The sequence below is a fragment of the Mariprofundus ferrooxydans PV-1 genome (assembly GCF_000153765.1).
In the GTDB taxonomy this organism is placed as follows: domain Bacteria; phylum Pseudomonadota; class Zetaproteobacteria; order Mariprofundales; family Mariprofundaceae; genus Mariprofundus; species Mariprofundus ferrooxydans.
The window spans coordinates 1-15,220 of the sequence record NZ_DS022295.1 but is presented as its reverse complement, the minus strand read 5'-3'; the positions used below and the strand labels follow the sequence as shown (position 1 = coordinate 15,220).

The following is a 15,220-nucleotide window of genomic DNA, read 5'->3' as shown; positions in this document are numbered from 1 at the left end:
GGTATTGTTGTCACCCTTATAAACGTTATAACCCACACCAACAGGAAACAATAATCGCTACTACTATGTATACATACAGCTATCTCTATGCATGTCTGGCCCTGGCTCCCTTCTGGCTCTTCTTTTTTGTCAGTCGCGCTGATTTAAGACAAACTATGCTGAAACTATCCGCCCTGTTTGGCATCGGTGGCGTACTTTCTGAATTTATTTACATCAGCGACTGGTGGAACCCTGTTACGGTTACCGGAACGCCCGTCGGTATCGAAGACTTCCTGTTCGGCTTCTTTTTCTCAGGCTCGGCCGCCGTATGTTATGAGATATGCTTCAAAACCGCTTACGAGGACAGACAGCATCCACTGAAGTGGCCGTTTAAATTCAGATATATTGCCTTACTCATTTGCAGTTTCTTTTTCGGAAGTGCAATTCTCTTCGATCTGGATTCATTCACTGCCACTATTCTGGCCTTCGGAACCTGCAGCTTTCTCATGCTGGCCTTCAGAAGAGACCTGCTGATCAACGCGCTGTTTAGTAGCATCTTCGCTGGTGCACTCGCTTTTGTATTCTTTGGTATCCCTGAGCTTCTGACGCCCGGCTGGATCAAGGCGACATGGTCGATGAATTATCTTTCCGGGCACGTTGTCATCTATGTGCCTCTGGAAGATTTCATCTGGTTTCTGATGGCCGGTGCATTTATCGGACCGCTGTATAAATTCTGGAAAAACAAGGGTCCACTGGCCATCATCCGTGAACAAGATTCATTTCCGAAACTTCAATCACAAGAGTGTTAATCCCGCCAGTAGTAACAGAGAGAAGAGCAACTGCCTGTTCCGCCTCGGCTGGCGTCGCAGCACAACTTTGGTTGCCAACAGGAATACCACGGCCTCGACACATACCAGATAAAATATTGCCTGGATATCGGCCGACAACAGATTAAATCGGCCGGTGATCCACGGCGTCAGCCACGAAAAAAGCAGCAATAAAATTTCGAAGCCTGACGTCAAAAAGATACGCGCATGCCTTTTGAACCAGAGCTTGAGCACCACCCAGCAAAACAGCAGCGCTGTCATGACATACATGTAGTAGTGAACCCATGCGTATTCGGATCTGTTTATTTCAAAGATAATGGCGAAAACCAGCAGATAAAGCAGCCCTAACGACCACGCACTGTCACGCCCTCCCTCACGCCACGGATAGAGAAGCACGGCCAGAACCATGACGGTTATCATGAACAGATTATTTCCAGCCAAAATGCTCAACGAGAGTACCGGTGGAAGCAGTATGAGCGGCATCACCCACGTCATCAGAGGTATCGAGGCGCCCAGGGTGCGGGTCATCATGTAGTAAAAAGAAGTTTCCTGCTTGCCGGAACTATCTGAATCTTCCAGATCAGCATTAAGCGAAAGAGAGAATCCGAATCGTTCCAGGTTCATCAGAACCAGATAGGTGGTCGCAATCAAGCCCGCAAGCACCAAAGACTGCAACCACTCGGCAGTGCCTGCAAAGAGAACCGCCATACAGCCATAGATATAGATCAACCCGTAGAATACCCCGACCACGCCGGGATGAGGTAATCCGAGATCTATCAGGCGATGGTGAAAATGTGTTTTATCGGGCAGAAACGGGCTTGTTCCCCGCAGAATACGTCTTACCATAACATAAATGGTATCCGACAGCGGCAGCCCCAGCAGAATACCCATACTGATCGGCGATATCACTTCGCCTCTTCCGGATTGCAGTAGCATCAGGGAGAGGCAGGCCAGCACATAACCCAGAATCAGGCTGCCAGTGTCACCCATAAAGATGCGGGCCGGATGTGAATTAAAATAGAGAAACCCGACCATGGAGCCGAACAAAACGACATCAATCATCAGGCTCTCATCATCGCCGATGATCAAGGCAAAGCTACCGAGAAAAAAACTGGCAATCAGCGTAATTCCGGCGGCCAGCCCGTCAAGGCCATCCGACAGATTAAGCGCATTCACAAAACCCACCATGGCAATCAGCGTCAACGGTATGGCAAACCAGCCTGTTTCAATGTGACCGCTGCCGAACAGATTTCCCAGATCTGTAATTGCCGTACCACTCATCACCAAAAACATGCCACAGCCGGCTATGATTCCCAAAAATTTCAGTCTGGGGGATATCTGAAAGATATCGTCAGCCATGCCCGTGAAACCGATAATGAACAAACCGAGAAGAAATCCCTGCGTCGTCGTTGAAACATCCAGCATAGTGAATGGAATCAACAGAAGAGAAACAAGAAATGCGAGGCCACCCATGCGCGGAACAACATTCACATGCACCTTGCGCTCATCCGGGTGATCAACAGCGCCTACGCGCTCTGCCAGGCGAACCACTGCAGGCATCACCAACAGTGTCAGGAATACGGATGACACCAGCGGCAGCAGAAAGGTGGTGGCTATTTGGCTCGCGCTCGTCATCGTAACCCCTTATGGTGAATCAATCAGTGGATCGGTTTTAGCTGCAATAATGAGCGTAAACCGATCTGATGCCCTCTTCCAGCGGGATTTCCGCTTTCCAGCCCATGCCATTCAAACGTTTCACATCCATCAGCTTGCGCGGCGTGCCATCCGGCTTGGACGCATCCCAGATCACCTCGCCATTATAGCCGACAATACGTTGGATCAGTTCAGCAACATCACGAATCCTGAGGTCAGAACCTACACCAACGTTGAACAGCCGTGATGGGTGAGACTCAAGATGTGAGACATCGAGCCCCATCAGGAACAGGCAGGATGCTGCCATGTCATCAACATGAAGAAATTCCCGGTACGGGGATCCTGAACCCCACAGTTGCACTGTTGGGGAGCGTGATACGTTAGACGTGAAATGGGAGATGCTATCCGCTTCTCGGACCACGCCAAGGCTTGAAAGAATATCTTCAGGTATATAGCCATAGCGGGCTTCATCTGCAGCAATGGCATCAATATCACCGGCCTGCGCCAGTTTTGCCAGGTGAAACTTGCGAATCAAGGCTGGCAAGACATGTGACTTTTCCAGGTCGAAGTTATCATTCGGGCCATAGAGATTGGTCGGCATGGCCGAAATCGCATCAAACCCGTACTGCTTGTGATAGGCCTGACACATTTTGATGCCGGCAATCTTGGCAATAGCATACCACTCATTGGTCGGCTCCAGCTCACCTGTTAACAGACAGCTCTCAGGCATCGGCTGAGGTGCCAGCTTCGGATAAATACAGGATGAGCCGAGAAACAGCAGTCGCTTTACACCATTGCTATATGCTGCATCGATAACATTGGTCTGAATCTGCAGGTTATCGCGGATAAAATCAGCCGGATAAGTATCATTGGCATAGATGCCGCCCACCTTCGCTGCGGCAAGAAAAACATACTCCGGCCTCTCCAGTGCAAAAAATGCATCCACGGCAGCCTGATTGCGCAGATCCAGCTCGCTTGAAGTTCTCAGGACCAAGGACTCAGGACTATGGCCTGCAGCAAGCAACTTGCGCACAATGGCCGAACCGACCAGACCGCGGTGGCCGGCGACATAGACTTTCGCCGTAGGCGGCAAGCCGCTGCCGTGACTGGTGACTGGTGATTTGTGATTAGTCATGTTTCTTGTTCTCCACCGAACGAATTAATCCGCATAACATTTTTGATATAACCCCGACTTCACTCTGTAACACCTGTATTTTTTCCTTATCTGCAAGACCAACTCTGGCCACAATCTCAATTTGCGTATCAAGCTCACTTGCCGATCCTAGTGCCGTGTGCAAAAAGTGAATAAAATCCTTATCCGTTCTGCGTGCCGCACCTTCCGCTATATTGCTGGCAATAGATACAGCAGCTCTGCGCATCTGACTTGTCATCGCATAGACCTCATCTTTAGGGAATGATCCGGTTAACCGGTACACTTCCACTGAAAGGTCGAGCGCCTTTTGCCAAACGTCCAGATCCTTGTGCGATTTCATGATAAACCGTAACTTGTAATTGCTGATTTGTGACTAGTAACTGGTGATTAGTGACTTGAAACTAGTGACTAGTGACATGTAACTGCGCACTGCCTTTTCATACTCATCACAAGTCACCAACCCCAAATCACTGCCTTTAAACCAATCACTCATTACAAGTCACCCATCACTGCCTTTCCCTACTCGATTGCCACAGGTACTTCATAACCATATTCTTTTAACAAGGCATGGCGTTTGGCTTCTTTCAGATCCACTCTGACCATTTCTGCACACATCTGCTGTACGGTAGTCTCCGGTGTCCAGCCCAGTTTTTCTTTGGCTTTCGTCGGATCACCGAGCAGTGTTTCCACTTCACACGGACGAAAATAACGCGGATCAACAGCCACAATACGATCACCTACAGATAGTGCGGGATGACTGGTGACAAGGGATGAATCGAGTGCGGCCACAATGCCCACTTCATCCACGCCCTGCCCCTCAAAACGCAGCGTAATGCCCAGCTCAGCCGCCGACCATTCAATAAACTGCCTGACCGAATACTGCACACCCGTAGCAATGACAAAATCTTCCGGCTGAGCCTGCTGCAACATCATCCACTGCATGCGCACATAATCCCTGGCATGACCCCAGTCGCGCAGCGCATCCATATTGCCCATGTACAAGCAGTTCTCAAGCCCCTGAGCAACATTGGAGAGGCCGCGCGTAATTTTGCGGGTTACGAAGGTTTCACCACGCCTTGGAGACTCGTGATTGAAAAGGATACCGTTGCAGGCATACATGCCGTAAGACTCGCGGTAGTTTACCACGATCCAGTAGGCATACATCTTGGCCACGGCATAAGGTGAGCGCGGATAAAACGGTGTGGTCTCTTTCTGCGGAATCTCCTGCACCTCGCCGAACAACTCGGAGGTGGAAGCCTGATAGAAGCGCACCTTTTTCTCCATGCCCAGCAGACGAATCGCCTCAAGCAGTCGCAGCGTACCCAGACCATCAACATCGGCGGTATATTCGGGAGACTCGAAACTCACTGCCACATGCGACTGCGCCCCCAGATTATACACTTCATCCGGCTGCACCTCCTGCAGGATGCGCGTCAGATTCGATGAGTCGGAGAGATCACCGTAGTGCAACACGAAATGCTTGTGCTCCACATGCGGATCCTGATAAATATGATCCACGCGCTGCGTATTGAATGAAGAAGCGCGCCGTTTAATGCCATGCACCTCGTAACCTTTGCTCAGCAAAAGCTCCGCAAGATACGATCCATCCTGTCCGGTCACCCCGGTAATCAATGCTTTTTTCAAAGGTAAACCCCTCTCAGATATTGCCGTATTATAGACGACAATATGCCGGTAATAACTGATAAACTCTGTTTTTCCCGCCTGCTGCCTGCCGCAGCCTGCCGACTTGTACCCTTTTGCATGGATAGTGATGTAGTCACAAACACCTTCATCAAAGCTATCGCCACATCACACAAACCGCTACTCTAGCATCAGCGTCTGATTGCACCAATTCCCGGTGCCTGTCTTCATACATATTCTGGAGACTAAGCACCATCGCGTTTGATAAATTGCGGCAATTTACTTAAGTTTTTCCACAGTAATGCCTTCACCCCTCCGACTCCGTTGCCTTTGAGAGCCCGGTAATCCTCCGCTGTTTTTCTGATAATATTACTCAGGGAGCGATTGCTGGCCCCACCCACCCGCATTTTTACCAGCACATCCGGAATATATGCACATTTAATTTTCGCCTGACCGAGGAAGCGCAACATGCAGTCATAGTCGGCAGCAATCCGGAATGATGTATCAAATGTACCGAATCGCTCATACACCTCCCGCCGCACATAAAAAGTGGGATGTGGAGGCATCCACCCATGCATAAGCTGCCTCTCCGAAAAGTCACCTGCCTGCCAGTAACGAATGACCTTCTCACTGTTTCTGCCGATGTAGGTCAGATCACCATATACGGCATCCACTGAGGGATCTGCAAAGGCGGCTGCAATGCGCGCAAGCACCTGTGTTGAGGCATAGACATCATCGGCATGGAGAAAACCGACCACATCGCCACTGGCGCGTGACACGCCTTTGTTCAGGGCATCATAAATCCCGTTATCCGGCTCGTTCAGGTAAACAGAAAAGTCCCCTCTCCTGGACTCGAGCAGCTCGCTTGTCCCGTCATCGGAGGCGCCATTCACAATAATTAGTTCGATATCCACCCCGGTCTGGGCCATCACGGAATCGAGCGAATCGCTGATTGTATCCTTTGCATTATAAACGGCTGTAATAACAGATATTCTTGGTAGTGACACAGGCAGCCTACTCTAAAACAGCGTATAGATGAACGGGGCGACGGTAGAGCCCTGTGCAAACACAACCAGGATACCAAGCAACAGCAACACGATAATAATCGGCGCCAGCCAGAACTTTTTACGTTCCTTCATAAAGTCCCACAGATCTTTGAGTAAATCCAGCACTAGAAGGGCCTCTCAACGTGATTTCTGGCGGCAGGCTTACTGATCACCCGGTAACTGGCCACAGTTTTATCGAATCTACGCCGCATCGGATCCTTGCCCATGATGCGCATCACAAGCCCCATCGGCGTAATCACGAAGAAGAACACAATCGCCAGTATGATCCGGTTCATCACATTGCCGATGATCAATGCGACCCTCATCCAGCCGTTGTACAATCTCCGCATCGAAACCGGCGCAGCCAGCGCCCAGACGATGATCACCGCACCGGAACCAACCCATAACAGGTTCGGGAGGTCGTGGCTGTTCCGCAACCAGGGAAACAGCAGGCCGAACAACAGGACAAATATACCACCAAGCAGCAGGCCGAAACGACGCAACCCGGCAGCATCAAGTTCAGGAATATCCCGATACAGCATCACTCCCCCCGTTATCAGTCCAGCTCAAATTCATCCTGCCACTCATCGTCTTTCTCCCATGCAGGCTGATCTGCTTTGGCCAGCAGGCAATTGCCAATCACCAGATAATCCATTTCCGTACGCATAAAGCAGCGATATGCATCCCCAGGCGTATTCACAATCGGTTCTCCGCGTACATTGAACGATGTATTGATCAGCACGGCACAGCCGGTCCTGGCCTCGAATGCATCAAGCAGATGGTAAAGGTGCGGATTAGTCTCTTTATGCACCGTCTGTAAACGTGATGAATCATCGACATGTGTGATTGCCGGCAATTGTGAACGCGGCACATTAAGCTTCTCGATCCCGAACAGCTGCTTTTGCATATCAGCAACAGGCAGGCGTATATTCTCCTTCACCGGCGCAACAATCAGCATATAGGGGCTCTTGCCTTGATGCATAAAATAGTCGCCAACCCGCTCCGCCTTCACAACCGGCGCGAACGGCCGGAAAGATTCGCGGTATTTGATCTTCCGGTTCATCACCGACTGCATCTTTGCGCTGCGCGCATCACCCAGGATCGAACGGGAGCCGAGCGCTCTCGGTCCGAACTCCATGCGCCCCTGCATCCAGCCCACTACATTGCCGCCATCAAGAATTTCTGTCAGACGCTGCATCAGCACCCCGTCATCAAAACGCCGGTACGGCGCATGTACCGATTTCAGGTAGGTCTCAACCTCATCGTTGGAGTAGTGACAACCCAGGTAGCCACCCTGCATATCGTCATCGGGATTGGCTGTACGGGGGTTATCCAGATACTCGTACCAGACCGATAACGCCGCCCCCAGAGCACCGCCGGCATCCCCTGCCGCAGGCTGTATCCAGATATCTGTAAATATACCTGCGCGCAATAACTCACCATTGGCAACGCAGTTCAGTGCCACGCCGCCGGCCATGCACAGGTGGTCAACGCCCAGCTCTTTTTTTATCGTTCGCCCCAGCCGTAGCAGCACCGTCTCTGTCACCTTCTGGATGGATGCAGCAATATCCATCTCCCTCTGTGTCAGCTCACCTTCTGCCTGCCTCGCAGGACCACCGAACAACGCATCGAACCTGCTGTTGGTCATCGTCAGGCCTGTGGCATAATCGAAGTAGGACATATCCAGTCGGAAAGTGCCGTCCTCTTTCAGGTCGAGCAGGTGATCCAGAATCAGGTCAACATAAACAGGCTCACCATAAGGTGCCAACCCCATCAACTTGTATTCACCTGAATTCACCTTGAAGCCGGTGTAATAGGTAAATGCTGAATAAAGCAACCCCAACGAATGGGGAAAGTCAATCTGCCAGCAGGGGGTCAGCTGGTTGTTATCACCCAGCCAGACGGATGTCGATGCCCACTCCCCTGCACCATCCAGACAGAGCACCGCTGCCTTCTGGAACGGTGACGGAAAGAAGGCCGAAGCCGCGTGCGACTGATGATGTTCGGTAAACAGCAGCGGCGGCAGTTCGGACGGCTTGCAGTGAGCCAGTGCCGAAAGCTCTTTTTTTAATACCGACTTCAGGTAGAGCTTCTCTTTTAGCCATACCGGCATGGCGGTGAGAAACGACCGAAAGCCGCGCGGAGCATAGGCCAGATAGGTTTCCAGCAAGCGCTCGAACTTCACCAGCGGTTTGTCGTAAAAAACCATCTGATCGACATCGCATAAAGCAATGCCCGCCTCCCTGAGGCAGTATTCAATAGCGTGCGCAGGGAATCCGGCATCATGTTTTTTGCGGGTAAAACGTTCTTCCTGAGCTGCAGCAACAATGTGGCCGTTCCGTATTAGCGCTGCGGCGCTGTCATGATAATAAGCCGAGATACCGAGGATACAGGTATCATTTTTCACGCGTTTGAATTTCCCTTATTTTGCAGGTGATCATAAATTCGTAAGTCGCCATCAGTCGGCAATAGGTCAGGCCAGCACGTCCATCAAGAAAGCCCCGTCTGAACAGATACATATAAAGAAAACGCAGCAAGGGGCGCATCGGCATGCGGAACACCAGGCCACGTATGGCCATCCTGCGGCGTGACGGATCGGCGGATACGAGGCCTGCCCAGTCTACCGAATCACTCAGCCGGTGTGCCAGCGCTGCAGCAGCTTCATCGCTGGAGTAGCGATTGTGCTTTTCAAACCACTCAGTAAGCCCCTTGGAGAACGAATAGTGCAGATAGGGTTCATTGAGCGTCCCGATTTTTTCCAGCGGGATATCAGCTTTCTGACCATGGCCGACCTGCTTGAAGCGAAAGCCGGGGCTTCTGGTCAGGCGCACCTGATAACTGGGATACATGCCCGAATAGCGCAACCACTGCCCCAGAAACATGGTTTTGGATGGTACGCGCCATGCATCAAATGCAGGATTTCCGATCGCTTCTTCCATCTCTTTTTGAAGCGCTTCGGTAAAAACCTCGTCTGCATCCAGATGAAAGACCCACTCGTGTTTAAATGCGACCTCCTCCAGTGCGTAGTTTCGCTGACCTGCAAAGTGGTCAAACTTACGTTGGAAGACACGCACGCCATGCGCTTCGGCAATTTCAACGGTGCGATCACTGCTGAATGAGTCAACCAGTACAATATCGTCACACCATGCTATGGCCTCCAGGCAGGCAGGCAGGTTCTGCTCCTCATTGAGCGTCAATAACAGGATTGATACCGGCACCGGCTTATTCCGCCTTATCCATATCGCGCATGCCGATCTGTTTGGCCGGGTTACCGGCGACAATACTCCAGGCAAGCACGTCTTTCACAGCCACAGCACGTGCGCCGACAATTGCACCTTCACCTATCGTAACACCCGGGCCTATAAATGCCGCAGCGCAAATCCAGGCCTGATCGCCGATATGAACCGCAGGCTTTAACAGCGGCATATCGGCCTTGCGATGGTCGTGCGTGCCGGCACAGATATAGGCATGCGGAGAGAGTGTGGCACGGGAACCGATGCTCACCCGGCCAAGATTATAAATGTAGGCGTGCTCACCGATCGCGGCCCAGTCAGCCACATCCAGGTTCCATGGCATGTAGATTGTCGCCGTGCTGTAGATGTGCACATCTCTTCCAATCCTGGCACCAAACAGGCGTAACAGAAAACAGCGCCAGGCAAACATCGGTCTGGGGCTGAAGCGGAACAACGGCATGCACAGGCCCCAGGCAATGCGACGTAACAGCTCGCTGCGCCTGTATTTCGACATATTCCGGTTGGCTGAAATATCCAGCTCATTACTCATGGGATTTCCCTCCGGCAATGACATCGAACATCTGCATCAACGGGCGCGTACAGCGCTGCCAGTGGAAACGCCCGGCATTACTTCTGGCTGCTTCGGAGAGCTGCTGCCAGCTAGCCTCATCGCTCAGCAATCCCGCCAGTGCCCCGGCCGTCGCATCCACATCACCCGGCGCGGGAAAAACACCACCCTCCCCGCATACTTCGGGAATGGCACAGCAGGCTGAGCTGACAACCGGCGTACCGAAAGCCTGGGCCTCGACAGCCGGAATACCGAATGACTCACACCAGCTCATCAGACAAAACACCCCGGCCTCAGCGTAGTGGCGATGCAGATCCTCGACAGAGGCATGTCCCTTGAACGTCACAACCTCGTCAAGCCCGAGCGATGTCGTCAGAGCATGCATCCGCTCTTCATAACCGGCATCGGGCCATGCCCCGACCAACAGCAGTTCAACCGGCAGATTGTACTCGTGCACCAGTTTATCAACGGCACGCAGTAGCGTCTCCACCCCCTTATGAGGTGCCATGGCAGAGACCGACAGGATCTGCCACCTGTTCCGTTTCACCGAACGTAGTTTTTCCGCCCGTTCAAACAGCAGATCATCAAGTCCCGTATACACAACTTCAGAAGCATGCTCGGTCATGCCGGCATTTTTTCTGTAGGCATGCCGCATGAACTCGGACAGATAGAGCATCATTGCCGCATCTTTGACGGCTTTTTTATAGCCATAACGCTGAGCCGCCGCCTTGAGTGCATCAATACCCTTGAGCTTGAGCTCCGGCACCAGCGACCATGGGTTCATCGCATAGGATATTTGCGGAACCGGCAGGCCGGGCGTAACAGTGCCTGACGGGGTCCAGATAAAATCAACGGCATGTCGCAGCGCCAGCGTCCCAAGATGTTTGCGCTCCCATATCATACGACCAAACCAGCCGGCCGTTTTCTCCGGACATTCCAGCCACGTTACGCTCTCACCCAGATCAGTACGAATATGACGATTACCCGCATGATGGAGCACCAGATATTCATGTTCGCCCTGTGTCCATGGCACAAGGCTGCGCAAGTGCCCCATCATCACATGGCGACCGCTGTAGTTGGTCGTAGAGAGCATATTTACCAGTACGCGCACTTATGACCCCACCTTTCTGTAAATTTCAATCAGCTTTTCAGCCATCTGCTGCGGATGAAAATGCCGAATGCGTTTAAAACCACGCCCGACCATCTCTTCCGCAACGGCATCATTTTGAAGGATGTTGAGGCAATGATCTGCCAGCTCCCGTTCATCCTCGACAACTGCCGTCAGTGCTGCATCTGCGGCCACTTCGGACAGGGAACCTTCCGAAGAGCAAACCACAGGACAACCGAAGGCCATCGCCTCCAGAGGCGGCCAGCCAAAACCCTCATAAACACTCGGAAACAGCAGCAATGCAGCATGCCGATACAGATCCGCAACCTCTCCATCTTCCGGGTTTGGTATACACTCAACCCGACCCGATAGCCCCAGCTCCTCAACCAACATCGTCAAACCCGCATCCAGCGGCGGGCCGGCAAGCTTCAGTCTCATAGCCGGTTCCGCCGCATAAATCATTGAAAAAATCCGTACGGTCCCGGCCCTGTTCTTGTAAAAACCGTTGTGTCCCAGATGCAGGATATATGCCCCTTCCCGATAGCGGCGCTCATGCCAGTCCGGCAGTGCCTTTGCCGATGCCGTCACCTCATCGGAGAGCGCCGGAAAAACAACACTCATTTTTTCGGCCCTGATACCTGCATGCGTACAGAGGTCGTTCAATGTGCTTGTGCTGTCGCAAACAACCATACTGCTGCATTGCAACCCTCTGATGCCGGCATTGACCACCACCCTGCCTCCCCGCCCGGGAGGATCGCCACCCAGCAGCCTACGCATCTGTAACAGCGGAATAATATCGTGGGCTGTAACCACTGTTCTTCCAGCGGGTAAAAACCGGGCCACATAGCCATGACTGCCATCCAGCAGATGATAAACATCAGCCTTCGTCCTGCGCAGCCGAAACAGTGCGCCCAGCATGATCCAGCCGTGATGCGCCCACATGCGGAAGCGAGCCGGCACCCGTGAAAGGGCATGTTGAGACAGGGCCAGATTAACCCTCTTAACCCGGACCTCCCCGGCAGTATCATTCAGTGCGGACTCGAGCAGTTCGGCATAGCGCGCCATGCTGCCGTGATGCCCTGCCGGTGCGGTTTCAATCAGGCAGACAAACAGTTGTCGCTTACTCATGTGTCCTGCCGTTGCAGCTGTAACCAGTACGGTGACGAGAGCATCATCCCCAATGCAGTAGCCACAACGACCATGATCAGGCCGTCACTGTAGGCCTGTTGCGAGATGATAAAATTGGCAATATTGGCCGGAATATAGGCGGCCAGGCCAAGCTGAAGCGGAGAGAGAGCACCCTTTGACCGGCTATACCTGATCGTAAGAAGAGTGGCCCTGGCTGTCGCCCATGCAACCAGTATGGCTGCTATAAAGCCGGTAACTCCCAGCTCCACCAGAATTTTGGCTGCACCGCCCTCCTGCCAGCTGCGCTTGATCGGCAGGCCGAGATATTGTATTCCCTGCGCAGCAGTACCTATGCCTTTGCCGAAAAAACCCGACTGCCTGAACGTTTCAGCAACGCTGCCCGTACCGCTTCGATTTATTCGCTCCATAATTGTTGACCCCCCGACCAACTGGCTGGCATAAAGGTCGTAATCACTGTTAAGATTAAGCTTTCCCGAGATCATCAACACCGAGAATGCGAGTATTCCGCCAGCCAGAGCCAGCGTCACAACCCGACCGGCGCGCCCGATATAGATATGTAACAGGGCAACAACTATCACCCATACGACCGTCATACTGATCATCTTGTTTCGCCCGCTGATAAAGACGCAAAAGGCCCCCCAAACGGCCAAGCCTAACCAGAACCAGCGAGGCCCGGCCTTACCGTAGAGTGCCAGGGTCAGTGAAAAAATCGATAATGTAGCAGCATGCCATCCCATGATGTCGGGGCTGCGATAAAACCCTGCAATCAGGTCAATCGTATGACCATAGGATACATAACGAACCCAGTGCATGCCCATCGCCTCAGTGCCGAGTGCCTTCCACTGAGGAAACAGGTTTAATACTTCCATCACACCGCCAACAAGCATCACTGCAGTGATCAGACAGTAAAACATGATGAGCCTTGAGACATCGACCCTGCTTCTGGCATAGGCAAAACCGGCCATCAATGTCATCAATGGCACGGTATATGTAAACAGCCCGATCGCTGCCACCTTCCAGGCGGCAAACCCGTATTGAAAGACAATGACTGTCGCCAGTGCCATCGCCGCACCGAAGAATCGGATACGGGATTGTATGATCGGGTGAAGGCTGCCAAAGGAGCGCCACGGCCACTCTCGCGAGGAAAAAATACCGATCATCAAGCCGATCCAGACCGGAAAAAATGAGAGCACCATAAATGCAGGCGCTCCCGGGGTCATTTTTCTGACAGGATCCTGCAATGTGCCTACAACAATGATCAGGGCAAGACCGAGACGCCAGTTTTTGACCGCAAGCAGAGCACTCAGGGCAACAAATGCCCAGAACAGCTGCGTGATCATAGATCGTGCTTTATCCGGTTGAGAAACCCGGGCCCCTTTAGCAGCAATCCAATTGCCCAGAAAATTCCCAGCAGCTCTGCACAAAGCGTGGCCGGAATCCACCACGGTGAGCGCAGATGATGCTTAGTCCTGATTGCCCGCAGTGGCTGGATCAGCACTGCTTTGAACGCTTCAAACACCCCGCCCCGGAAGGCGTAATAATATTTACCTACTGAATGATGGGGCCGCCACGTGGTAAGGTGATTACCCTTGATGCGCGTGCCTCCACGCTCGGCTCTCAGGTGCTTGATGCTGACCGAGGGCTCAAACAGTATCTTGCCGCCGGCTCTGATTACCCGGCGCGCAAAATCGCTTTCAAACCTGTATGCGGAGCCTTTGAAATTTTCATCAAAGCCACCAATCTTCAGAGCAAAGGCACGGTTTACGCAGAGATTTCCGGCCATTACCTCATCGATAAACTGGCTCCTGTCACTGTTAAATGGAAACCAGCTTCGTTTCCAATCCTCAAATCGGATCACCGTTTCATCCGGCTGTATGACCTGCCCTGCGATACACTGTGGCGTTATCGACTGATTGTTCAGCGCATCCACCAGCGAGGCAATCAGATTGTCGTCAGGAATAATATCGTCATCCAGATAGAGCAGGTAATCTGTATTTGCGTGCATCAACCCCTGATTCATCGCATGCGGGATGCTCGGCGGAGAGAAGGTCAACCTGCGAACGTGACCTTTACTCTGCCACTCGCTCAATGCCTTGATTGTTGCGGGCTCATGCTCGGGAGTCTGGTCGACCAGCAATACCTCGCAGGCAGCCGTTTCAAGCGCCAGCAAGTCAGAAAGAGAATTAACCAGCACCTCTTCCCGCCCATAGGTGGGAATGACGATGGTAATATCTTGCGCTGAAATCAATCGTTTCTCCTGACAATGAAATGAAACCTGCTCGGCCGGAACCGCGATATTCCCGTCTTTAAACCTGCCTCAACCATACAAATTGTTCCCTGAGTGGCGAGGCCCCCGCAGAATATACCGCGAATTTACAAAAAAAAACTGCAGCAGGAAACGCCTGTCTCCTGCTGCAGTTTAAAAACCTTTACTTAAAAAGGTTAGCTATTACCTAGAAATAATATTTCAAGTTAAAGCTGTAGCTGTCCAGCGTCACCTTGTTCGGGGTTGGCGGTGTAGCATTTGTTTTCATGTAGCGAATTGCTTCAAATGCACCCGACATGTGGTCGTTCAATTTGTACTCTGCTCCGACACCATAGCTGAAGCCTGTGGAAACTTTTGTCCCGATTGCATTGTTATTCGCAGGCGATCCGACACCGGGGCCGGCAATTCTCGCACGGGTTCCACCCAGCAGGGCATAGATGATCGCATCATCAGTCATATAAGCCTGAGGTTTAACCAGAATAGAAAACAAATAGTCGGCCGTGGCCTTCGTATTAACACTGGTTGCATTATTGGCATCCGCCTTGGTCGCGCCATAACGCATTTCAACAGCAAGGTACTTATGCACGTTCGCACCAA

General features: G+C 52.2%; 16 protein-coding genes. 1 reads left to right on the top strand and 15 read right to left on the bottom strand.

What is annotated here, in order from left to right:
* The first annotated feature begins 65 nt into the window (after window positions 1–65).
* The gene (locus tag SPV1_RS06835; RefSeq protein ID WP_009850409.1) at window positions 66–788 is read left to right on the top strand and encodes a lycopene cyclase domain-containing protein; all 723 of its coding nucleotides are present in this window, start codon (window positions 66–68) and stop codon (window positions 786–788) included.
* Here SPV1_RS06835 and SPV1_RS13935 read toward each other — a convergent pair.
* From SPV1_RS13935 to SPV1_RS06765, 15 genes are all read right to left on the bottom strand, one after another.
* On the bottom strand, window positions 774–2,441 hold the full coding sequence (locus tag SPV1_RS13935) for a glycosyltransferase family 4 protein (protein WP_009850408.1): 1,668 nt from the start codon (window positions 2,439–2,441) through the stop codon (window positions 774–776). The two genes, SPV1_RS06835 and SPV1_RS13935, sit on opposite strands and share 15 nt — an antisense overlap.
* Window positions 2,442–2,478: 37 nt before the next feature.
* Window positions 2,479–3,594 carry a GDP-L-fucose synthase family protein gene (locus tag SPV1_RS06825; RefSeq protein WP_009850407.1) on the bottom strand — a complete coding sequence of 372 codons (1,116 nt, stop codon included), beginning with the start codon at window positions 3,592–3,594 and terminating at the stop codon, window positions 2,479–2,481.
* Entirely contained in the window at window positions 3,587–3,952 is a 366-nt protein-coding gene (locus SPV1_RS06820) for a four helix bundle protein (RefSeq protein WP_009850406.1), read from the bottom strand. The genes SPV1_RS06825 and SPV1_RS06820 overlap by 8 nt, the downstream gene beginning before the upstream one ends.
* Window positions 3,953–4,131: 179 nt before the next feature.
* Window positions 4,132–5,256, bottom strand: a complete 1,125-nt coding sequence (gene gmd, locus SPV1_RS06815) for a GDP-mannose 4,6-dehydratase (RefSeq protein ID WP_009850405.1) — start codon at window positions 5,254–5,256, stop codon at window positions 4,132–4,134.
* Window positions 5,257–5,498: 242 nt separating this feature from the next.
* Window positions 5,499–6,260, bottom strand: coding sequence for a glycosyltransferase family 2 protein (locus tag SPV1_RS06810; protein WP_196795110.1), 762 nt, complete (start codon window positions 6,258–6,260; stop codon window positions 5,499–5,501).
* A 12-nt stretch (window positions 6,261–6,272) separates the two neighbouring features.
* On the bottom strand, window positions 6,273–6,425 hold the full coding sequence (locus SPV1_RS14625; RefSeq protein ID WP_009850403.1) for a DUF5989 family protein: 153 nt from the start codon (window positions 6,423–6,425) through the stop codon (window positions 6,273–6,275).
* A complete protein-coding gene (locus tag SPV1_RS06805; RefSeq protein ID WP_009850402.1) occupies window positions 6,425–6,841 on the bottom strand; it encodes an SxtJ family membrane protein in 417 nt (138 codons plus the stop codon). Before SPV1_RS06805 ends, SPV1_RS14625 begins: the two co-directional genes overlap by 1 nt.
* 14 nt (window positions 6,842–6,855) lie before the next feature.
* A complete protein-coding gene (locus tag SPV1_RS06800) occupies window positions 6,856–8,706 on the bottom strand; it encodes a carbamoyltransferase family protein (RefSeq protein ID WP_009850401.1) in 1,851 nt (616 codons plus the stop codon).
* The gene (locus tag SPV1_RS06795; RefSeq protein WP_009850400.1) at window positions 8,696–9,517 is read right to left on the bottom strand and encodes a glycosyltransferase family 2 protein; all 822 of its coding nucleotides are present in this window, start codon (window positions 9,515–9,517) and stop codon (window positions 8,696–8,698) included. Before SPV1_RS06795 ends, SPV1_RS06800 begins: the two co-directional genes overlap by 11 nt.
* A 4-nt stretch (window positions 9,518–9,521) precedes the next feature.
* Window positions 9,522–10,082 (bottom strand): putative colanic acid biosynthesis acetyltransferase, encoded by a 561-nt coding sequence (locus SPV1_RS06790; protein WP_009850399.1) that lies wholly within the window; start codon window positions 10,080–10,082, stop codon window positions 9,522–9,524.
* Complete coding sequence (locus SPV1_RS13930) at window positions 10,075–11,211, bottom strand: glycosyltransferase family 4 protein (protein ID WP_009850398.1); 1,137 nt, start codon at window positions 11,209–11,211, stop codon at window positions 10,075–10,077. Before SPV1_RS13930 ends, SPV1_RS06790 begins: the two co-directional genes overlap by 8 nt.
* On the bottom strand, window positions 11,212–12,336 hold the full coding sequence (locus SPV1_RS06780) for a glycosyltransferase family 4 protein (protein WP_009850397.1): 1,125 nt from the start codon (window positions 12,334–12,336) through the stop codon (window positions 11,212–11,214).
* Window positions 12,333–13,697, bottom strand: a complete 1,365-nt coding sequence (locus SPV1_RS06775; protein ID WP_009850396.1) for a hypothetical protein — start codon at window positions 13,695–13,697, stop codon at window positions 12,333–12,335. The genes SPV1_RS06780 and SPV1_RS06775 overlap by 4 nt, the downstream gene beginning before the upstream one ends.
* The gene (locus SPV1_RS06770) at window positions 13,694–14,605 is read right to left on the bottom strand and encodes a glycosyltransferase family 2 protein (RefSeq protein ID WP_009850395.1); all 912 of its coding nucleotides are present in this window, start codon (window positions 14,603–14,605) and stop codon (window positions 13,694–13,696) included. Before SPV1_RS06770 ends, SPV1_RS06775 begins: the two co-directional genes overlap by 4 nt.
* Window positions 14,606–14,810: 205 nt before the next feature.
* Window positions 14,811–15,220 (bottom strand): outer membrane protein (locus SPV1_RS06765; RefSeq protein WP_009850394.1); only part of this gene is annotated, 410 nt, incomplete at its 5' end.

Bases quoted from the DNA above. Each gene is read 5' to 3' on its own strand.
- SPV1_RS06775 (WP_009850396.1), bottom strand. From the start codon at position 13,697: ATGATCACGCAGCTGTTCTGGGCATTTGTTGCCCTGAGTGCTCTGCTT.
- SPV1_RS06835 (WP_009850409.1), top strand. From the start codon at position 66: ATGTATACATACAGCTATCTCTATGCATGTCTGGCCCTGGCTCCCTTC.
- SPV1_RS06805 (WP_009850402.1), bottom strand. From the start codon at position 6,841: ATGCTGTATCGGGATATTCCTGAACTTGATGCTGCCGGGTTGCGTCGT.
- SPV1_RS06820 (WP_009850406.1), bottom strand. From the start codon at position 3,952: ATGAAATCGCACAAGGATCTGGACGTTTGGCAAAAGGCGCTCGACCTT.
- SPV1_RS06790 (WP_009850399.1), bottom strand. From the start codon at position 10,082: ATGAGTAATGAGCTGGATATTTCAGCCAACCGGAATATGTCGAAATAC.
- SPV1_RS06825 (WP_009850407.1), bottom strand. From the start codon at position 3,594: ATGACTAATCACAAATCACCAGTCACCAGTCACGGCAGCGGCTTGCCG.
- SPV1_RS06780 (WP_009850397.1), bottom strand. From the start codon at position 12,336: ATGAGTAAGCGACAACTGTTTGTCTGCCTGATTGAAACCGCACCGGCA.
- SPV1_RS13935 (WP_009850408.1), bottom strand. From the start codon at position 2,441: ATGACGAGCGCGAGCCAAATAGCCACCACCTTTCTGCTGCCGCTGGTG.